This window comes from Acinetobacter sp. ANC 3929, from assembly GCF_000369405.1.
GTDB lineage: Bacteria > Pseudomonadota > Gammaproteobacteria > Pseudomonadales > Moraxellaceae > Acinetobacter.
Window position 1 is genome coordinate 1,012,768 of the sequence record NZ_KB850000.1, and the last position, 19,475, is coordinate 1,032,242.

Here is a 19,475-nt window from a genome sequence, read left to right on the forward strand (position 1 = left end):
CAATTGGTTGTGCGGTAGATTTTGTGTGCAGGCTTCTTCATTTGAAAATTATATCGCTGAAAAACCCTTTACAGATAGGTTTGTGCAACAAAGCCCCTTCCAATTAAAACCTCTCCCTTTTCCCATAAAGCTTTAACAATTTTTTTATAAATTTCTTTATTACTATTTAATACGCAATAAAAAAAAGCAGCTGGGCCACATAAATAAGTAAATCTTTGATCAGGATAAGGTTCCTTTAAACGGCTAAATAGACTTGCTTCCACTGCTTCTTTTGTAAAAGGGTCCTTTTTAGAACCTGGTGGATGCTCTACGGAAACAAATATTGGGGTTGTAGAAATATTGACTACCACAGTATTTGGATTTTTAGGCTGCACAACCTTAGTTGCATCATTTTTTTCTGAGTATTTAATAATATCTAACTTAACATTTTCTACAACACTTTTTTCAAACTCTTCAATCATATTATTCACGTAATAATTTTTTATTACATGATGCCAATTCCCACTATTATCGGACCTATAAAGATTAAAAATTAAAACATAATCCTTCAAAACTTCAACTCTTGAACGATTATTCTTCAAAGTTATCATTGCAGTCCTAAAATTAGAACCAGATTTTTTAAAAAGATACTTAACATTATAATCAGAATTTTTATATTTTTGATTTACAGTATCAAATATAGATAAAGTATAGCTTAATTTAGTGATATCCACTTCAGTCTTTAACTTCACATATGGAACATACTCTCTTATATTATTGCTCAACATCTAACTCCTTATCCAAAAAAACATGAATTGATATATCTTCTTTTTGTATAGTTCTTATTTCATGGGTAAAACCCTTGGAATCAGTTACACCCTCAGCAGTTCTTCCAGAATCTAAAAAAGCAATATATTTTTTATTTGTCAACGGATTGCCTTTATCATCCAACATTTGATATTTCAAACTATATTGATTGATTTCACCTATTTTAGGCAGTGAATATTTCGGTATAGCTAATTTACTTCCCCCCATAAACAAATGCTGCCCTGCCTTCACTTCAAACTTACCACCCGTCGTTGGGAAAATACCTGAAGCATTCAGCTTGATTTGAGAATCGCCCGCGGTAATCACAATCTCTTTCGGACTGGTGATCTCAATACGATCTTCAGTCGAAATAATCTGGATCCCTTGTTTGGCAAGTAAATCCATTCCATCCCCTTGAGCCAGTGCCTCAAACTTACCCTTTGCCGCGACTTGCTTAATGCCATTTTGCGCGGCAAACAGGCTGATTCGGTTTTGCGCATGCGTAATTAGATTTTTCTGTGTACTTAGATTGATACTGTCGCCTGCAAACTGATTGATCTGCCCATCAGCAGAGAGATGAATATCTTCATTGGTACTTAGACCAATGCCTGCGGGTGAATTAAGTAATAACAGTGATTTTTTAAACTGGGCGATTTTTGCTTGAATCTGCTCCGCAAAATCTTTGAGTTGATCCAGCGATTCAATCTCATCTGTTTGCTGATTCTTAGCCACTTCACTTAAGGCTTTGGCATTGCTCTGATTACCTTCAAGCTGTTGCTTGGCAACTTGGGCATCAAGGTGTTCGCCTTGGGCCTGATATTGTTTGTGCGTGGAAAGCAGTAATCCCTCGCCTGCACGGACTGCGCCCCATTGGTCAGTGCGTAGTTCAAACCCTTCACCACGGTCTTCACTTTCCGCTTTGTCTTTGGGGTGGCTCAGTTTTCCGAGATTGAGTTGGCTGGCTGCATGGCTACTTTGCAACTGGGCGCTGATCTTTCCAGTGGTGTCATCAAAGCGTAGTTGGTTAAAGCCTTCGCCTTGATATTCCTTGGACTTGATCCCTGCCAGTTTCTTGGTATCAGGTAACTTGCCTGAGTTGTCGAATTTGGTCGGGCTGCGGTGTGCTTCATGGATGCGTCCCACCACAAATGGGCGATCAATGTTGCCATCAAAGAAGTCAATCACCACGATTTCATCGATACGCGGCAGGAAGCGTGCACCATAGCCTTCACCTGCCCAAGGCGTGAGTACATCCACCCAAGCGGAGTCAGTGTCATTGTCATTGCTACCTGCACCACCATCATGACTATGGTCATCATTGCGGGTAAACAGGAAACGAACTTTAATCCGCCCCCATTCATCCACATGGATTTCTTCACCACTGGGTCCAACCACTTTAGCGCGTTGTGGGTATGCCGTAGGTCGGTGTTGTAACGGATTAAATTCAGGTACGATTTTGATATTGCGGCGTTGCAGTGTCAGTTGATTGGCTTGGCGCTCTTCTGCGTTGCTGTATTGGGTGGGCTGCCAATTACTTTGTGCCAACAGTTGATTAATCTGCTGATTGAGGTCTTTAGGCAAATTGTTTTGGTTGTAAAAGTTTTTGCCTGTGATCAGGAATTCTTTGTCTGCCCCACTGTGTTGATCGATTTCAGGATGTTCTGCCAGTTCAAACCAGTAACCGACATGGGTATCTCGTACTGTGGTATGGGCAATAAACTGTTTCGATTGTAGGTCGTAGTATTGTCCTAGGCTTTGATTGAGCTTTTCAATCTGGGCATTGCCTGACTGAGTTGCCCCATCTTCTCCATTTAGGTCTTGCATCCAAGCGGGTGAAAAGTGCCATGCCTGCTCTAAGCCTAGACTGGCATTGTCATGTTGTTCGCTATGTTGATGCGTACTTTGGACACTGCCTGCACCTTCTTCCTGTTCCAGTGCATCGGCTTGCCAGCGTTGTACATGCACGCTGCTCGGCTGTAGTGTGCGTTGTCCGATCAAGCTGGTCATGCTGTCGTATTGTTCAGTGGCACTGCTGCGGTGATAGCGAATCTGTCGACGGTCTAAGGCTTGGTACTGGCTATTGTCATCAATCAGCCGTAGTTTTTGTGCTTGGATGGCTGCACTGCTGAGTGGAACTGTGTGCGCTGCTTCATCAATCAGCCAGTTGATGCCTTCGCTGCGCATTAATCGAGTCAGGAAGTCATAGTCACTTTCATTGGACTGCATGATAAAGGGACGGACATCGTAATCTTGGCTGAGTCCGCTTAAATCTAAAGTGAGACTGGATGCAAATAAAGGACTTTTGCTCTGCCATTCTTTGAAGATGATTTCCACCACATCACGCACGCTCTTGTTCATAAACACGCGGCTGTTACGGCGTTGTTTCCACAGTGCAGTTGGATCTTCGAGCGTGAGCTTATATAAAGTTAAACTCCCATCCGATTGCCCTTGTAGGGCTTGGGTGATGATCCCCGTAACACGGGTCAATTGACCTTGATCAGTGACGGTATCAATTGCAGCTTGACTGCCAATAAATTGTTTTAAGGGAATAGTCGCATTAGTCGACAAGCAAATTAATTCTGCTTTAAAGCCTGCATTGAGTTGATGCTGTCCATCAATGCGTTGCAGAAAAACTTGGGTATTTAAATTTTGATTCGAAAATTGAATATGAATGGCACGTTTTTGTGCTGTAAGGCCTAAACTTTCCAAAGCCTGAAAAATATTACTCAACATTTTTATAGAACATTTCATTAACTTTTGTTTATTTTACTCAAAAAAACGATGCTGTGACCAGACTATTCTGTCCATTAGTGACGTTTTTTGTCTTATTTTTATTACAGCTTCACTTAATTTATTTTGATTACGACCATTTCAGGCCACTGCCTTCAATCAGCCGCTCAATAAAAATGCCCTCAAAATTGAGAGCATTTTAAATATTTCAATCCATTTTAAACAAACCGAATCGGCTTAAATTCAGGCTCGTGTTTGTGATGATCATCATCACATTCCTCACCTTCTTCTTTGGTAGCACGATCGATATAACCACTACGCTGTTCTTTCGGCAAATTTTCCATTTCCCACGCATAAACGGCTTGCATGCAAATTTCACGTTGCTCTTTGGTTAAAACAATACCATTTGGCCATTTGCCAATTTCAACGGCTGTCCGAAGACGCTCAACAATTTCAGGATTTAAAATAGCGAGCATTTGTTCAATATTCATGAGTCATCCTGTTGAAAAGATTCAAAATCTTGATTCCAACCCAGTTTAGTACGGCAAGCCATATAAAAATCATAGCCAGGTGGATGTAATAAGCTTAGTTTAAACGGATGTTTGCGAATATGCACAGTATCACCGACATTTAATGCAACACTATGTTGTCCATCAGCACTGACCATGGGCAAAACACGATTTTCACGGATGGTAATCTTAATCTCACTTTGCCCACCCACCACGATTGGCCGTGATGATAACGTGTGCGGATGCATCGGAACCAGTGCAATAGCATCCATACTCGGATGCAGGATTGGCCCACCACCCGACAAAGAATACGCAGTTGAGCCAGTGGGTGTAGAAACAATTAAACCATCGCTATGCTGACGATAAACGTATTGCCCATCAATATTCAACTCAAAATCGATCATATGAACCGATTTACCTGAGTGTAAAACCACATCATTCAATGCAATCGCATCATAAATCGTTTCACCATTGGTTCGAACTTCCATTTCCAATAAGAAACGGCGATCCAGTTGGAATTGACCTTGTAGCACCTGATCAAGTTTAAAAATAGCTTCGGCAGGTTTAATATCCGTTAAAAAACCTAGTCGGCCACGGTTAATACCAATCACGGGCGTATTATGTCGTACCAAAGCACGTGCAGCGTGGAGCAATGAACCATCACCGCCAACCACTATCACTAAATCGACAACTTCACCCAATAAATTTCGGCTCACCGTCTGCCCATGACCATACGGGACCAGTTTGGCTGTTTCCTGATCAAAAACGGGGTTTAAACCTAAAGTGATCAAATGATCATGAATTAAACATAACGTTTCTACTACAGAATACTTATCTGGTCGTCCAATTAGACCAATATTTCGAAAGGATTTATGTGAAATTTGCACGAATAATTCAGCTCCGTCGCGATTACTGACTATCATATCATTAACAACCAATGTTGCGTTGATGATTGATTAAAAAGTATAAAAATGTCTATCCGTTGTTTTTTTATACGTTTAATGTCAACGCATTCTTAAAGTTTTTATTGCATGTTGCTATTTATTCACAGTTTTATGATTGCAAAATGACAATAAGCTATCGCATCATTACCAACATTGTTTTGGTTTTAACGCAAATCTATGAAGTTTGAACGTGGTATTGGTTTTCTAGCACTCATTTTCTCAATGTTAGTGATAGGTGTCTTTGTTGCTTTTAGTATCTATCTGATTCGCTTGGATAATATTATTCGTGACAAATTTGAAGGTCAGCGTTGGGACATCCCTGCCAAGGTGTTTGCTCGCCCATTAGAAATCTATTCTAGTGCACCGATTACTCAAGAGAATTTCACCCAAGAGTTAAAATTACTGGGTTATAAAAATACAGCGAATTACGACAAATCTGGTAGCTATGTTGTACAAGGCAACCAGATGTACGTCCATACCCGTGGTTTTGACTATGGTGATAGTAATGAACCCGAGCAAGTGCTGGAACTTGCTTTTGCTGATGGTCAGGTAAGCGAAATCCGTTCCACCAAGCCTTCGAGCACAGGGGTCGCACGCTTAGAACCTTTATTGATTGGCGGTATTTATCCACAACACAATGAAGACCGCGTTCTGATTAAATTAAATAAAGTACCAAAAACGCTAATTGAAGCATTGATTTCAACAGAAGATCGTAACTTCTATCACCATCATGGTATTTCAATTCGTGGTACAGCGCGCGCTTTGGTCAGTAATGCCACTGGTGGCCGTCGTCAAGGTGGTTCGACTTTAACGCAGCAGTTAGTGAAAAACTTCTATCTTTCACCTGAAAAAACCTTGAAACGTAAGGTCAATGAAGCACTGATGTCGGTGCTAATTGAATTGCATTACAGCAAAGATGAAATTCTTGAAGCTTATCTAAATGAAGTGAACTTAGGCCAAAATGGTAGCTACTCGATCAATGGCTATGGTCTAGCATCACAATTTTATTTTGGCTTGCCTTTACGTGAGCTGAATATCTCACAGCAAGCCTTTCTCGTCGGTTTAGTGCAAGGTCCATCACTGTATAACCCTTGGCGTAATCCAGAATCTGCGAAAAAGCGTCGTGATGTTGTGTTAAATAACATGAAAGTCATGGGCTATTTAACCGAAGCTGAATATCAAGATGAAATTGCCCGTCCTTTAAATGTGGTCAGTAAACCAACCTTGGGCCCTGCAAAATTCCCAGATTTTTTGGATATCGTACGTCGTCAACTACGTACCGAATATCAAGAAAGTGACATTACCAATCAAGGTCTAAGAATTTTCACCACACTTGATCCAATTGCACAAACACAAGTGCAGAATGCGTTTAAGAGTACTGTTGATCGTTTAGCCAAAGCGAACCCTGCCCGTCTGAAAAATTTACAAGGTGCAGTATTAGTTGCTCATCCTGAAAATGGCGAACTGGTTGCAGCTGTGGGCTCAACTCAAGACTTTACTGGCTTCAACCGTGCCTTAGACGCAAAACGTCAAGTCGGTTCACTGTTAAAACCAATCATCTACTTAAATGCAATCGAGTCTGGGCGCTATACATGGGCAAGCCCAATTGAAGACAGTGCCGTCAATATTCCGATTGATGGTGACAAGAGCTGGACACCGAAGAACTATAGTGGTGGCGAACATGGTGTCGTGCCAATGCAACAAGCATTAGCCAACTCGTATAACCTTTCTACTGTACGCTTGGCTAATGAGTTTGGTTTATCTGCATTTAGCAATAAACTCAAACAGTTTGGCGTGAGTTCAGATATTCCTGCCTACCCAGCGATTTACCTTGGTGCTGTAAATATGTCACCAATGGAAGTATTGAGCATTTACGGTAACTTTGCGACGGGTGGCTTTAAATATCCACCGCGTTCGATTCGTACCGTGGTCGATGCAAAAGGACATTTACTTGAGCGTTATGGCTTGAATGTCCAACAAACCATTGACCCTGCTGCTGCATACATTATTAATTATGGTTTACAGCAAGTGATGCGTTCTGGTACGGGTCGCTCTGCTTATAACAGCTTACCTGAATCACTAAATTTAGCAGGTAAATCAGGCACGACGAATGACACCAGAGACTCATGGTTTGCAGGTTATTCGGGTAATCATGTTGCTGTGGTGTGGTTGGGCCTAGATGACAATAAAGTAACAGGCTTAACAGGTTCGTCAGGTGCATTGCCTGTGTGGACCAATGTGATGAAGCAACTCCGCCAAGAACCTGTCAATTTACGTCAAACTGATAATGTTCAATGGCAATGGATTGATAGTGCAAGTGGTGACTTGTCTGCTCAAGGCTGTGATGGTGCAATGTATATTCCACTCCTACGTCAGACAGTACCTCGTCGTGCCACACTGTGTGGTCAATCTCACTATGAAGTTGAGCCGACGTACATTCCTCAATCCGATGAAACACCTGCTGATGATCATAATGATGGTATCGGCAACTATATTCGCGAAAGTGAAAATCAAATGGATACAGATTTATCCAATCACACCCCAACGCGCGTTATCTCTAGCGGCAGTTACAGCGGTGAGAATTAAGTTTAATAAGGATGATTGGACATGATGAAAAAAATCACGGTAATGCTTGGTGTGTTGCTGCTTGCAGGTTGTACAGCAGCACCCGAAAAAGTGGTGACAAAACCCACCACTAACGTTCCGCCAAAAAAGAAGGTAACCCAACCTTCTTCTGGTGTGAAAATTACACCTTATGACCAAAAAGAAATTAAGCGTCAGAGCGTTCCAGTGGTTGTACCACAACAAAAGGTTCAGCAAAAGTTTAATGATGGCAGCCAGTTACCTGCATTTAAAACCTTAATGCAAAAAACTCAAGTGGCTTATAAACAACAGCAACTTGCAGAAGCAGAACGTTATGCACTTCAAGCACAACGTATTGCACCACAAGCCACAGAAACTTATTTATATTTAGCAATGATCGCAGATCAGCGCAAAGAATATGCCAATGCTGAAGCGCTGGCACGTCGAGGCTTAAGTTATGCGCAAAGCAATGCCATGAAGAAGCAACTCTGGATGATTATTCTTAAAGCAAGCGAAGCGCGAGGACATACGATTAAGGCCCAAGAAGCACGAAGAGCGATTCAGGCCCTTTAAGCTTAGTCAATTGAACCAAATTGGCGAATCCCAGCAAGCCCATAAGCATGATGTTTTTGGGCTTGTTCTACATCCGCAGGTGCAACCCCACCTAAAGCAAATACTGGAATATCACTGTTCTGTGCCAATTCCTGAAAACGATCCCATCCCAGCACTTTACTATCTGGGTGTGTTTCTGTCGCAGATACTGGGCTGAGAAATGCCGCATCACAGCCAACCTGCTGAGCATGTTGCAAAGAAACGGCGTCATGACATGCGGCGATAAAACGCTTGCCGACAATCAAGCCACCCTTACTTAGATTCATCAGCTGTGATTGCTTTAAATGGATCGTCTGTATTTTGTTTTGCAGCGCTGCATTGAGTTTCTGCCAGAGATCGATATTGACAATCAATTTTTGCAAGTGCTCATCATTTAAACGACCAAGTTGCTGCTCAACCTTCTCAAGATCATCAGTTTGTATACGCCAATAAAATAGTGCCTGTTGCTGAGGTAAAGTATCGATCTGATCGCTAATCTTAATCAGATGCGGCCAATTTAAACGTTCCAGAATTGCTGCATTCGCTTTTGGGAAATTTAAACCGATTAACTGATCACGGCTATACCAAGCCCAAGGCTGATGAATAAGATCAAGCAGTTCATCGGGAACATAAGCATGGAATAAGTGTAAATTGACAATGATGTCTTCATATTCATGTCGAATCACATCAAAAGCATGCCAATCTTTTAAGCCAATCCCAACTTCCTCATAAATTTCCCGACGACAAGCCTGTTCAGGTGTTTCACCTTGTTCAACTTTGCCACCTGGAAATTCATGTTTGTTGCCTTGGTGTTGGTTTGCCTGTCTCCAACCGACCAAAACTTTTGCTTTATGTAATAAAATTGCGATCGCAACATCAACTGTAGCTTTTGACATAACAGTCTAAATTCCTTCATTTTTCCATAGTCATTTTAAGGAAAATGTCACCGCATTCCCATGTTAAAAAACGAAATTAATGAATGGTTTTGTAAATTCTTAAAATTTCCGTTGACAGGTCTATTCGATAATGATTATCATTTAAACCATTAAAAAACACACCACGGAGCATAACAAATGAACGCACCATTCAGCCTTTTCACTCGTAGTACAGATGCAGCTCAATCATTGCCAATGTTGCATTCAAACAACCTGTTTGCCTTAGGTCGCGAAATCCGCATCATGCATGCTGGTGAGGAATATCGTTTACGATTAACTCGCAATAACCGCCTCATTTTAACGAAGTAATATAATAATAATCGGACAACAATAAAAAACGTGGGAATAGCAGTATGTCAGCGCATACTGCTTTTTTAGTTTACTTATTGAATAAAAAATACGCTCATATTTTGAAGCTTATTTTAACCTGTAGCCCTCCATGTTCAGACTGTGCAAACCTAATTTCGCCATGATGCAATTCAATGATTTTTTTACAAATCGAGAGTCCTAAGCCTGAACCTTGTGTCTTAGTTCCCAAAACACGATAGAAACGTTCGCCCAGCCGCTCTAAAATTTCTGTATTGAGACCATTCCCATCATTTTCAATACTCAATTCTCGCTCATGAGATCGCTGATTTAATGCAATATAGACCGTTCCATTTTCTGGTGTATATCGAATTGCATTGTCTAAAATATTGCGTATGCAGGTAAAGATCAGCTGTTGATTCGCTAAAATCGTACTGTCAGGCAGACTAGACGTTTGCTGGAGTTGAATTGCCTTCTCATGTGCAAATAAACCCAATGCTTGGGCTGCCTCATCGACCACCAATTGCAATGCAAACTTAGTTTTGGGAAGATTGTCTGAATGCTCAGGATCCAATCGTGCCAACAGCAACAGATTTTCTAAAGTTTGAATTCCACGACTCACGTCTTGCTGCATTTGTGAAAAATCGACCGCACGTTCTGGATATTTACGCTGCAACAATTGTAAACGCATCTGGATTGCGGACAATGGCGAGCGTAACTCATGTGATGCATCTGCAGTAAAGCGCTGCTCAGCCAGCAACGCATGATCTAGTCGATTTAATAATCGATTTAATTGACCCAGCATCGGTTGTAATTCCTTTAGCTCAACCTCTCCCGTTTGAATCGGTGATAGATCATCAGCATTCTTTGCAGAAATTTCAGTGGATAATTGATGAATGACTTTAAATTGGCGTTTAATCAAAAAATGTAACATGATCCATTGCATCAGCCACACCAAGATTAAAATCAGTGCATAACCCGCAAAACTATTCAGCAAGTCTTTAAAACGTTCGCCTAACGGCTGTAAAATCAACACCTGCATAGGTGCATGCTCACCTTCACCTGCATAGCTCCGCCATAGTTGACCTTTCTGCCAAATCAGGCCAAAGTCACCCTGTGTTGCGTTAATCAAAGTGTAATACTGCGGATCAAGATGGAAATCTTCTGACTGAGTTAACGTCTGCCGCTGATTGCTCAAGCGATATTGAATATCAAACTGTTCACTTAATTCATCAATCTGCTGCCCTGATGTTGTAGTCAAATCCGTAATCAGCAACATGTCTGAAATCTCATCCATGATTTCATCTTGCACTTGCATGGTTTGATACACTGAAATCACGGCGAATAAAAGTAATGCCACACAACCAGCGACAATTGAACTGATCAAAGAGGTTTTCACCAACTTAGTTTGCAATGACACCACTTTCATTCTGTTATTCCTGATGCATGCGGTAGCCTAAACCACGAATGGTTTTAATATATTGCCCGCCAATTTTCTTCCGAATTTGATAAATAAACACTTCAATGGCATTACTTTCGATTTCATCGCCCCATGCATACAAAGACTCTTCGAGTTGCTCCCGTGTCAGAATATGATCTGGCTTTTGCATCAATTTATATAAAATTTGAAACTCTTTTGCAGTCAGGTTAATGATTTGTCCCGCCTTGCTTAATGTTTTTGCCTGTGGGTCCAGTTGTAAATCCAGAAAACTGAGATACTGACCCGCTTGAGCCTGATGCTGACGTAACTGTGAACGAACCCGTGCCGACAATTCCTCTAAATTAAATGGCTTGACCAAATAATCATTAGCACCAAGATCTAAACCTTCAACTCGGTCATGAATATGATCTTTAGCAGTAATAAAAATCACGGGAGTTTTCGAGTTCTGACGACGAATGCTCTTCAAAATCTCATCTCCAGAAGCTTGCGGCAATCCACGATCAAGTAAGATACAATCATATTGATGCTGTTCGACAGCTAGAATTGCATGATCACCGCGCTCCACCCAATCAACGCTATAGCCATCCATCTCGAGCCAGTCTTTGATACTTTCTGCCTGAGATGCATCATCTTCAGCCAATAAAATTCGCATAAAATCATACATCCATCTGCTCACCCAGATTTATCATGCCCTTAAATTGCTCAGCAAGCAAAAAAACCACATGATTGATCATGTGGTTTTTTTAAGTCATACAGCTTAGAATTTAACTTGGTTTACATCAACTTCAACACGCTTTGCTGGTTTATAGTCGATATCAACTTCACCAATAATCGTCACAGGTGTTTTTGCTGAGACTGGTTTGCCCATCCATAAGTCATCATCAATATCGACCGTGATGCTGCCTGTTTGATCGCTAAACTGATATTTCTCATCACCTGTTGCTTTTACGATATAGCCTTTTAATTGTACTGGCGTATCATCTTTCAAGCTTAATGCTTGTTTCACCGTCGTTGTTTGTGTCGGAGCCAAAGCTTGTTGATTGACAGCACCTGTATTCGCGACGGCAAATGTTGTTGCACCAACCAAACCAGCAATCACTGCAACTTTAGAAAATACGTTCATCTTTATATCCTCATCATGGTTCATCATTTCGATGTAGTCATTAAAACAAATGAAGATGAGGTGAATCTGAAGATTAAAATTTTCTGTTTAACTCAAAGGAACCACACGTAATACTTCCTCTAATGTGGTCACACCTTCGATCACTTTACGGGCGCCTGCAATACGCAATGGTTCAATCCCTTCTTTCTTGGCTTGTGCTCTTAAATCATTCAATGTGCCATGTGCGCTGATTAATGACTTTGACTCTAAACTGACAGGCATAAACTCATAAATACCGACACGACCTTTGTAGCCAGTATGACGGCAGGCTTCACAACCAACTGCTTTGTACATGGTGGTTGGCATATCCATCATATAGTCAAAGGTCAAATGCTCCCACTCATGTTCATTCATGTGTGTTTCTTGTTTGCAATGTGGGCAAAGTCTACGCACCAAACGTTGCGCCAAAACACCGAGAATGGTTGCTGCTGTAAGGAATGGCTGTATACCCAAATCATGTAAACGCGTTAAGCTCGATGGTGCATCATTGGTGTGAAGTGTTGAAAGCACTAAATGTCCCGTTAATGCCGCTTGAATCGCCATATTCGCAGTATCATGGTCACGAATCTCCCCCACCATAATAATATCGGGGTCTTGACGCATTAGCGCACGTACGCCATCAGCAAAACCTAATTCAATATTTGGATTGACCTGCATTTGGTTAAAGCTTGGCTCTAACATCTCAATCGGGTCTTCAATGGTACAAACATTGACTTGTTCTGTTGCCAATTGTTTTAAAGATGAATACAGCGTGGTGGTTTTACCTGAACCCGTTGGACCTGTAACCAAGATAATACCGTGACTGTGCTGCGTCATCTGCTGCCAGCTCTGTAACAAATGCCCTTCAAAACCGAGTTGCTGGAAACTACGTACCAACACTTCTGGATCAAAGATACGCATCACCAGTTTTTCACCAAATGCAGTCGGCAACGTCGAAAGACGGAGTTCAGTTTCCTGACCTTTCGGTGTCCGCGTTTTTAAACGGCCATCTTGAGGCTTGCGTTTTTCTGCCACATTCATACGACCAAGAATCTTAATACGTGAAATCACGGCGGTAAGTGTATTTGCGGGCATGTTATAGATGGTATGCAAGACACCATCAATACGGAAACGCACCTTGCCTTTATCTTTACGCGGTTCCAAGTGAATATCGCTAGCACCTTGCTCGAAAGCAAATTGCAGTACCCAATCCACCAGTTTGACAATATGCTGATCATTGGCATCAGGATTTTGCGCATCACCCAACTGCAATAAAGCTTCGACACCCTTGTTTTCACGGTCATAAACACTCGCATTCTGCGACGAGCTGACCGCACGGCTGACTTGGTAATATTCAACAAGATAACGTTGCAATTGTTCTGGATTTAACAGAACTTTTTCGATCTTCTTCGGCGCTAAGCTACGCTCTAGGTTATTCAGCCATTCTGTCGTAAAGGGCTGATCGGTACCAATCAAAATTCGATCAGGGTGTACATCGACCGCTAAAATGTGGTTGCGCACCGCAAATTCTTGTGACATGACACTGGTAAGCGCAGCTACATCCGCTTTGAGTGGGTCAATCACAAACAGCGGCATTTCTGCTTTTTCAGCCAGCCACTGACACAAACGGTTAAGCGTCAATGTTGAGCTGGCATTGAGTTGATCTTTTAAATTAAAATTGGCAATCCATTGCAAAGGATGCCATTTCAATTGTTCTTTTTGACGATGCGTGGTTTGAACGAGTAATTTATCTCGTTCAGTAATACGACCATCTTTCAGTAGTTGCTCTAAGCACCACGTCACATCAATGGTAAAAGAAAAATTTGTAAATTTTGCCTGCGCTTGCATGACCGTCAGTTCCCCAAATTTTAAACTCAATTATATTTTTTAAAGTTTTAGCTTTGTTCTACAGCCACCACAGTGACGTTCCGATCATCCACTGTAAAACGAATATTCAATTCTGCAAAACACATTCCATAGACCCGTTCAGCATCCTGTTGATATGCAGGTCTTGGATCTAAAGATAACACTTGTTCCAGTTCATCGAATATCTTTTTGCCCAAAATCATTTGCTTTAATAGCTGTTGCTGCTGTGACTGTGCAGTTTCTGTCCAACGTACTATTTTGCGAATGGGTTGTTCATGTGCATAACCACTCTGTGAATCCGCAATCGCATCCGAATATTGAATATACGGTTTGATGTCTAAAATCGGTGTGCCATGCAATAAATCGCTGCCGGTCACATACAAACGAATAGATTTTCCATGTTTCTCAACCCGTAGAAAACGAACCACAGACAACCCAATTGGAGATGGTCGATACATGCTTCGCGTTGCAAAAACACCTATTTTTTGATTCCCACCCAAGCGTGGCGGACGCACTTGTGGACGAAATTTAGACATTTGATTCAAAGAGTTATCTTGATTTTTATTTTCATGAAACTGCCAAAGCAACCACAAATGGCTAAAATCTTCGATACCCTCAAATGCAGAAATATCATTATAGGGTTCTGTCATCTCTATGAATGACTCGACTTGAACGAGATTTGGCTGTCGCGGAATACCAAACTTCTCACGATAAGGTGAATGCATATGACCGATGATCGGCATGACTACAGAGTTGCTCATCACTTTTTCTTATAAACACAATTAAATATATTCAGTTTATCGAGAATGATTTTAGATTAGAATAGCTATCTGTTTCTTTTAACTGTGATCGAGACCTTTAATGGCTGCTTTTAACGTTGAACGCATTACTCATGTTCACCACTGGAATGACACGCTTTTCAGTTTTAAAACGACACGCGACACCAGCTTACGTTTTAAAAATGGTCAGTTTGTGATGATCGGCCTTGAAGTGAATGGTAAGCCTTTAATGCGTGCTTATTCGATCGCGAGTGCGAATTATGAAGAAGAACTCGAATTCTTCTCTATTAAAGTACAAGACGGTCCATTAACTTCTATTTTACAAAAAGTACAAGTGGGCGACGAAATCCTGATTTCTAAAAAGCCTACAGGCACTTTAGTACACGACGACTTATTACCAGGTAAAAATTTATACCTTTTATCTTCTGGTACTGGCCTTGCCCCGTTCCTTTCACTTCTTCGTGACCCAGAAACTTACGAAAAATTTGAGAAAGTGATCATGGTTCACGGTACACGTTATGTATCTGAACTTGCTTACCAAGATTTGATCTTAAATGAGCTTCCAAATCATGAGTTCTTTGAAGAGTTAGGTATCAAAGACAAACTGGTTTACTACCCAACTGTTACACGTGAGCCATTCCACACCCAAGGTCGCGTAACAACTGCAATTGAAACTGGCGAACTCTTTGAAAAAATTGGTTTACCGCGTTTCAACCGTGAAACTGACCGTGCGATGCTGTGTGGTAGCCCTGCTTTCTTAAAAGACGTTGCTGCATTGCTTGATGAACATGGCTTAGTAGAATCACCACGTATGGGCGTTATGGGTGATTATGTCATCGAACGCGCATTTGTTGAAAAATAACACTGAATAAATAATAAAAAACCGAGGTTTTATCCTCGGTTTTTTTATTTGAATACTTTTTAAATTAGCTTTAAGATTTTATTTATATTAATTTTAGTAAAAATACTATTTAATAAAACTAAATATAATATCTCTTAAGCCGCTTCCAAATGAATTAATCGCTCAATATAATACCAACACTCTTCTATTTGAGCATGATCCTTATTTACTTTTGCATAAGCAGTCATACCATCTAATATATTAATATACATTGCTGTAAGAACGTGTGGTTGATATACCTTAGCTTTTTCAAATAATGCTTCAACCAGTCCCATTAACCATTCGCGATACTCTACGATTGGCTTAATAATAGATGGATATTGTTGTAATATTTCTAAAGAAGCTTTTTGAAACATGCAACCATGAAAATCATCTGAGTTAAACCAGCCTAAGTGCCAAAAATAGACGGCCTTAATTTTCCCCAAATAATCATCTTCTTGCTTCAAATTAACTTCATGTTCAATTGCCTCTTGAATACTTTTATTCCTTCTAGATAGGCACTCTTCAATCAGGTTCTCTTTGGAAGGAAAGTATTTATAGAAAGTCATCTTCGCAACACCTGACTCACTAATAATTCGGTCCACACCTACAGAGCTGTAGTTATGGCGGTTAAAAAGGTCTAGAGCCGTTGCAATAATATCTTCTTTTTTTGACATTTTATTATCCTTTTAGAATTCTATCAAAAAACTTAATGCATTATTTAGACATAGTTTACATGCTGGAAAGTTCTGGTCACTATGTATGTTTATGTTATTTTAAGAGCATTATCGAAAAGTCGTATTTTCTTTACTGTCCCTCTTATAGGGTATGTAAAAATCTGTCTATACACAAGATCATTTGTAAAAAAATCTTTCTATTTTTAAAATAAAAAAATATAGCGTGAATCAATTCACCTTTTTTCAACAGTTAAGTTAATTAATAAACTTTCTTACTATTTTTTAGTCTTCTTAATAAATTGATTTCACAAAAAAATCATTTTATATTTAAATCATCCAATAAAAAGATGTTTGGTTGAACCAATAGTTATATTCATAAGCAACCAAAAAAATCTAACTAAATAATTGGAAAAGCAATAATATTATTAATCCATCGAGTATAAAACTATGCCAAAAAAATTTGAAAACTTTAACAACCCAAGACAGAATGCTATTGAAGGAATGAAGAATAGTATTTCTGTTGAGCTATGGAACAAGAACCTGAACTTTCTGAATCAATTACGTACAGAGATTTCAAATCATCCTGTTTCACGCCATCCAGCTATTCAACTTTTAAATGACGGCGTAATTGACAAAGAAACTTTGAAACATATTCACTTAGAATATCGTCATGCCATCGTACAGGTATTTACCGATGCATTGTTGATGGCACAATTTCAAACCAAACAGTTAGAACCACGCTTACTTTCTGGTTCAAAAATGTTCCCGCGCTTTTTACTTAATCTTAATATTTTGGATGAGTTCGGATTCCGTCCTGGCCTTGATGAAGAAGAATACTATTCTGGCAATCCTGAATATGCACATTACCCGCTGTTTGAAGATGTGTTAAATGACTTTGAATTGAGTCAATCGGAACGGAATGACTATCAACCTTCATTAATTTCTCAACGTGTTCGCAATTATCTGGAGAACTCATTTCACAGCTATCAAGCTGTTTCTGCCCTGCTAGCAGTCGCAGAAGAAGAGGTGATTTTATTTAGCCCTGCATTGCGTCAAGCAACCAAGGCTGTCGGTTTTGATGTAGACAGTGGTTATTACTATGTGCATGGCGTGTCACATGATGCATCTGCTGAAGCTGCCGATGATGATCATGAAGACGATTTATGGTTCGTATTAGCTCAAGCCTGTGTCGAATCTGAATATGCATCTATTCGCCAAATTTGTCTTGAATATTGTGATTTGTGGGAACAATTCTGGGATGAACAAATTGCATATTATGGAACATTCAAAAAACTGGCTTAATTTCCCTACCACAAGGAGCCATCTTCAACGTTTCTGTTGAAAGATGGCTTTTTTATGGATTGAGAAAAAAAGAAGCTCTACACTCTAACTGTTCAGTGCTTAATTTAGTCAAAGTCAGCTGGCAATTTACGTTATAATTCAACTTTCTTTCCCGCAAATATCCAGCGCATGTTTTCACAATTTGATGTCAACTTATTGGTTCTTCTTGTTTTATTAGGCTGTGGTGTCTTTAGTCAAAATACAGCGGTGACTGTGGCGGCAGCTTGCCTGATCTTGGTAAAGCTCACGCCTTTAAATCAATTTTTCCCTTATATTCAAAATCATGGTTTGAATATCGGCATTATTATTTTAACCATTGGCGTACTTGCACCGATTGCGAGTGGTAAAATCAGCGGTGAAAGCATTCTAAAATCATTCATCAGTATCAAATCCCTCGCTGCAATTGCTGTGGGCTTATTGGTCGCCTGGCTGGGTGGACGCGGTGTGAAGCTGATGAGTAACCAACCTGATGTAGTTGCAGGATTATTGATTGGCACCGTGGCAGGTGTTGCGCTGTTACGTGGCGTCCCAGTAGGGCCACTCATTGCTGCAGGAATCTTATCCTTACTGATTGGCAAGTCTTAAATATTGCATGCTTGCAGTACGCCATCTTATTGCCGAAAGGTAGAAGTTCATTTCCCCTACCTTTTAAGCTTTAACAATTTGTTATTGCTCATAATAAACCGTTCGCATCTTAGAAAACTTTTCAAGTTGCTTAATAAACCCTTCAAAATAATTTTTTTCCTTATCTTCGGTTCGATAGCCTGCGTATAGGGTACGTCTTAAACCTTGTGGTGAAACACAGACTAAACGGCGACTCACCACCCAACCTTTTTGTTCATACTCATTGACCACCCAATCAGGTAAAGCCGCAATACCACGCCCACTGGCGACCAATTGAATTAACATTTGGGTGAGATCAGTGGTACGAATATGTTTAGGTTGAATATTTTCAGGAATAAACAAATGCGCCATGATATCTAGGCGATGTTTATCAACAGGATACGTAATCAAGGTTTCTTCAGCTAAATCTTGCACCGAAACATGTTCAGCGCGGGCCAAAGGGTGCGTATTCGATAACACTAAACGCGATTCATATTCAAAGATTGGGAAGTATTCAATCCCTTTTAATGCAATGGGGTCAGCCGTAATCAATAAATCAAATTCCGCATTTTGCAAAAGTTCATGTGGATTGGATTCAAAACCTGCTGCGAAATCCAGATCTACATCGGGATATTGTAGGCGATATTGATTTAACAATGGCATCAACCAGTCAAAACAGCTATGACATTCAGATGAGAAAATTATGCGTCCTGTTTGCCCATGTACGATGCGTGTAATATCGGTTTGCGCGATCTGAACTTGCGGTAACACATCATCTGCCAATTTAAGTAGGCGTTCACCGACATTGGAAAAACTGACTGGACGACTACGACGATTTACAACTTCGACCCCATACCAATGATCAAGTTCTTTTAATTGATGTGAAATTGCAGATGGCGTAAGACATAAATCTGTTGCGGCAGATACCAATGAACCGTGCTCTCTTAAAGCAATTAAAGTTTTTAAATGACGAAGTTCTAACATAGCAATGGCCTTGCGATTAAACCCTCTAAATCCCCCTTTTTAAGAGAGATTTACCACCCCATAATCAGATTTTGATACTGGGTTGCCCATCCTTGATAAAAGGCTAGAGAGGAGTTTTGTTGAATTTAATTCATCTTAGCATTAAATTAATTAGATTGTCTCACTATTAATTTTCTTTCATTATTTTTATATCACATGAAATTTACTCATTTTAGCCAATGAGAACATTCTGCTATGGATCGAAAACACCATTTGAGCCAAGAAAGGGATAGAAAAGTAAAACTTTTCTGAATTTGGAAGTCATCATTATTAAAAAATTTTCAGCATGAACTGAGAACATTTCATTTAATTCAACCGCTCTAGGCTTTTAAAACTTTTA

18 protein-coding genes are annotated in these 19,475 nt (G+C 40.2%); 6 read left to right on the forward strand and 12 right to left on the reverse strand.

Features of this window, described 5'->3' with window-relative positions; all coding sequences use genetic code 11:
• Nucleotides 1-68: 68 nt before the first annotated feature.
• The 4 genes from F909_RS03515 to F909_RS03500 all read right to left on the reverse strand — a co-directional run bounded on the left by F909_RS03515 (nucleotide 69) and on the right by F909_RS03500 (nucleotide 4,912).
• Nucleotides 69-767, reverse strand: coding sequence for a hypothetical protein (locus tag F909_RS03515; RefSeq protein WP_005153581.1), 699 nt, complete (start codon nucleotides 765-767; stop codon nucleotides 69-71).
• Entirely contained in the window at nucleotides 754-3,519 is a 2,766-nt protein-coding gene (locus F909_RS03510) for a type VI secretion system Vgr family protein (RefSeq protein ID WP_005153582.1), read from the reverse strand. Before F909_RS03510 ends, F909_RS03515 begins: the two co-directional genes overlap by 14 nt.
• A gap of 215 nt (nucleotides 3,520-3,734) precedes the next feature.
• Nucleotides 3,735-4,007 (reverse strand): YeaC family protein, encoded by a 273-nt coding sequence (locus F909_RS03505; RefSeq protein WP_005153583.1) that lies wholly within the window; start codon nucleotides 4,005-4,007, stop codon nucleotides 3,735-3,737.
• The gene (locus F909_RS03500; RefSeq protein WP_032863147.1) at nucleotides 4,004-4,912 is read right to left on the reverse strand and encodes an NAD(+) kinase; all 909 of its coding nucleotides are present in this window, start codon (nucleotides 4,910-4,912) and stop codon (nucleotides 4,004-4,006) included. Before F909_RS03500 ends, F909_RS03505 begins: the two co-directional genes overlap by 4 nt.
• Before the next feature lie 234 nt (nucleotides 4,913-5,146).
• Here F909_RS03500 and mrcB point away from each other — a divergent pair, with 234 nt between their 5' ends.
• Nucleotides 5,147-7,555 carry a penicillin-binding protein 1B gene (gene mrcB / locus F909_RS03495; RefSeq protein WP_005153586.1) on the forward strand — a complete coding sequence of 803 codons (2,409 nt, stop codon included), beginning with the start codon at nucleotides 5,147-5,149 and terminating at the stop codon, nucleotides 7,553-7,555.
• Nucleotides 7,556-7,576: 21 nt separating this feature from the next.
• Nucleotides 7,577-8,125: a hypothetical protein gene (locus tag F909_RS03490; protein WP_005153588.1), complete on the forward strand. Its 549-nt coding sequence runs from the start codon at nucleotides 7,577-7,579 to the stop codon at nucleotides 8,123-8,125.
• A gap of 2 nt (nucleotides 8,126-8,127) precedes the next feature.
• Here the strand turns inward: F909_RS03490 and F909_RS03485 are convergent, their stop codons facing one another.
• Entirely contained in the window at nucleotides 8,128-9,039 is a 912-nt protein-coding gene (locus tag F909_RS03485; protein WP_005153589.1) for a thiamine phosphate synthase, read from the reverse strand.
• Nucleotides 9,040-9,216: 177 nt separating this feature from the next.
• Here F909_RS03485 and hemP point away from each other — a divergent pair, with 177 nt between their 5' ends.
• Nucleotides 9,217-9,387 (forward strand): hemin uptake protein HemP, encoded by a 171-nt coding sequence (gene hemP / locus F909_RS03480; protein WP_004653932.1) that lies wholly within the window; start codon nucleotides 9,217-9,219, stop codon nucleotides 9,385-9,387.
• A 94-nt stretch (nucleotides 9,388-9,481) separates the two neighbouring features.
• Here hemP and F909_RS03475 read toward each other — a convergent pair whose 3' ends face one another.
• From F909_RS03475 to tsaA, 5 genes are all read right to left on the reverse strand, one after another.
• Nucleotides 9,482-10,813 carry a sensor histidine kinase gene (locus F909_RS03475; protein WP_005153591.1) on the reverse strand — a complete coding sequence of 444 codons (1,332 nt, stop codon included), beginning with the start codon at nucleotides 10,811-10,813 and terminating at the stop codon, nucleotides 9,482-9,484.
• Between the two features lie 4 nt (nucleotides 10,814-10,817).
• Nucleotides 10,818-11,477, reverse strand: coding sequence for a response regulator transcription factor (locus F909_RS03470; protein ID WP_032878128.1), 660 nt, complete (start codon nucleotides 11,475-11,477; stop codon nucleotides 10,818-10,820).
• Between the two features lie 105 nt (nucleotides 11,478-11,582).
• Complete coding sequence (locus F909_RS03465; RefSeq protein ID WP_005153596.1) at nucleotides 11,583-11,948, reverse strand: NirD/YgiW/YdeI family stress tolerance protein; 366 nt, start codon at nucleotides 11,946-11,948, stop codon at nucleotides 11,583-11,585.
• An 87-nt stretch (nucleotides 11,949-12,035) separates the two neighbouring features.
• A complete protein-coding gene (locus tag F909_RS03460; RefSeq protein WP_005153600.1) occupies nucleotides 12,036-13,814 on the reverse strand; it encodes a type IV pilus assembly ATPase TfpB in 1,779 nt (592 codons plus the stop codon).
• 47 nt (nucleotides 13,815-13,861) lie between these two features.
• Nucleotides 13,862-14,593 carry a tRNA (N6-threonylcarbamoyladenosine(37)-N6)-methyltransferase TrmO gene (gene tsaA, locus F909_RS03455; RefSeq protein WP_032878131.1) on the reverse strand — a complete coding sequence of 244 codons (732 nt, stop codon included), beginning with the start codon at nucleotides 14,591-14,593 and terminating at the stop codon, nucleotides 13,862-13,864.
• Between the two features lie 100 nt (nucleotides 14,594-14,693).
• Here tsaA and F909_RS03450 point away from each other — a divergent pair, with 100 nt between their 5' ends.
• The gene (locus tag F909_RS03450; RefSeq protein WP_005153604.1) at nucleotides 14,694-15,473 is read left to right on the forward strand and encodes a ferredoxin--NADP reductase; all 780 of its coding nucleotides are present in this window, start codon (nucleotides 14,694-14,696) and stop codon (nucleotides 15,471-15,473) included.
• 134 nt (nucleotides 15,474-15,607) lie between these two features.
• Here F909_RS03450 and F909_RS03445 read toward each other — a convergent pair whose 3' ends face one another.
• Entirely contained in the window at nucleotides 15,608-16,168 is a 561-nt protein-coding gene (locus tag F909_RS03445; RefSeq protein WP_005153606.1) for a TetR/AcrR family transcriptional regulator, read from the reverse strand.
• A 447-nt stretch (nucleotides 16,169-16,615) separates the two neighbouring features.
• Between F909_RS03445 and F909_RS03440 the strand changes: the two genes are divergently transcribed.
• Nucleotides 16,616-17,470, forward strand: a complete 855-nt coding sequence (locus tag F909_RS03440) for an iron-containing redox enzyme family protein (protein ID WP_005153607.1) — start codon at nucleotides 16,616-16,618, stop codon at nucleotides 17,468-17,470.
• Nucleotides 17,471-17,638: 168 nt separating this feature from the next.
• Entirely contained in the window at nucleotides 17,639-18,094 is a 456-nt protein-coding gene (locus F909_RS03435; protein ID WP_005153613.1) for a DUF441 domain-containing protein, read from the forward strand.
• Nucleotides 18,095-18,175: 81 nt separating this feature from the next.
• Here F909_RS03435 and F909_RS03430 read toward each other — a convergent pair whose 3' ends face one another.
• Nucleotides 18,176-19,096 (reverse strand): LysR family transcriptional regulator, encoded by a 921-nt coding sequence (locus tag F909_RS03430; RefSeq protein ID WP_005153614.1) that lies wholly within the window; start codon nucleotides 19,094-19,096, stop codon nucleotides 18,176-18,178.
• Nucleotides 19,097-19,475 lie beyond the last annotated feature (379 nt).

Excerpts from the sequence above, each read along its gene's own strand:
- F909_RS03505 (WP_005153583.1), bottom strand. The coding sequence starts at position 4,007 with ATGAATATTGAACAAATGCTCGCTATTTTAAATCCTGAAATTGTTGAG.
- F909_RS03440 (WP_005153607.1), top strand. The coding sequence starts at position 16,616 with ATGCCAAAAAAATTTGAAAACTTTAACAACCCAAGACAGAATGCTATT.
- mrcB (WP_005153586.1), top strand. The coding sequence starts at position 5,147 with ATGAAGTTTGAACGTGGTATTGGTTTTCTAGCACTCATTTTCTCAATG.
- F909_RS03460 (WP_005153600.1), bottom strand. The coding sequence starts at position 13,814 with ATGCAAGCGCAGGCAAAATTTACAAATTTTTCTTTTACCATTGATGTG.
- F909_RS03510 (WP_005153582.1), bottom strand. The coding sequence starts at position 3,519 with ATGTTGAGTAATATTTTTCAGGCTTTGGAAAGTTTAGGCCTTACAGCA.
- F909_RS03435 (WP_005153613.1), top strand. The coding sequence starts at position 17,639 with ATGTTTTCACAATTTGATGTCAACTTATTGGTTCTTCTTGTTTTATTA.
- F909_RS03430 (WP_005153614.1), bottom strand. The coding sequence starts at position 19,096 with ATGTTAGAACTTCGTCATTTAAAAACTTTAATTGCTTTAAGAGAGCAC.
- F909_RS03470 (WP_032878128.1), bottom strand. The coding sequence starts at position 11,477 with ATGCGAATTTTATTGGCTGAAGATGATGCATCTCAGGCAGAAAGTATC.
- F909_RS03485 (WP_005153589.1), bottom strand. The coding sequence starts at position 9,039 with ATGTCAAAAGCTACAGTTGATGTTGCGATCGCAATTTTATTACATAAA.
- F909_RS03465 (WP_005153596.1), bottom strand. The coding sequence starts at position 11,948 with ATGAACGTATTTTCTAAAGTTGCAGTGATTGCTGGTTTGGTTGGTGCA.
- F909_RS03475 (WP_005153591.1), bottom strand. The coding sequence starts at position 10,813 with ATGAAAGTGGTGTCATTGCAAACTAAGTTGGTGAAAACCTCTTTGATC.
- tsaA (WP_032878131.1), bottom strand. The coding sequence starts at position 14,593 with ATGAGCAACTCTGTAGTCATGCCGATCATCGGTCATATGCATTCACCT.
- F909_RS03490 (WP_005153588.1), top strand. The coding sequence starts at position 7,577 with ATGATGAAAAAAATCACGGTAATGCTTGGTGTGTTGCTGCTTGCAGGT.
- F909_RS03450 (WP_005153604.1), top strand. The coding sequence starts at position 14,694 with ATGGCTGCTTTTAACGTTGAACGCATTACTCATGTTCACCACTGGAAT.
- F909_RS03445 (WP_005153606.1), bottom strand. The coding sequence starts at position 16,168 with ATGTCAAAAAAAGAAGATATTATTGCAACGGCTCTAGACCTTTTTAAC.
- hemP (WP_004653932.1), top strand. The coding sequence starts at position 9,217 with ATGAACGCACCATTCAGCCTTTTCACTCGTAGTACAGATGCAGCTCAA.
- F909_RS03515 (WP_005153581.1), bottom strand. The coding sequence starts at position 767 with ATGTTGAGCAATAATATAAGAGAGTATGTTCCATATGTGAAGTTAAAG.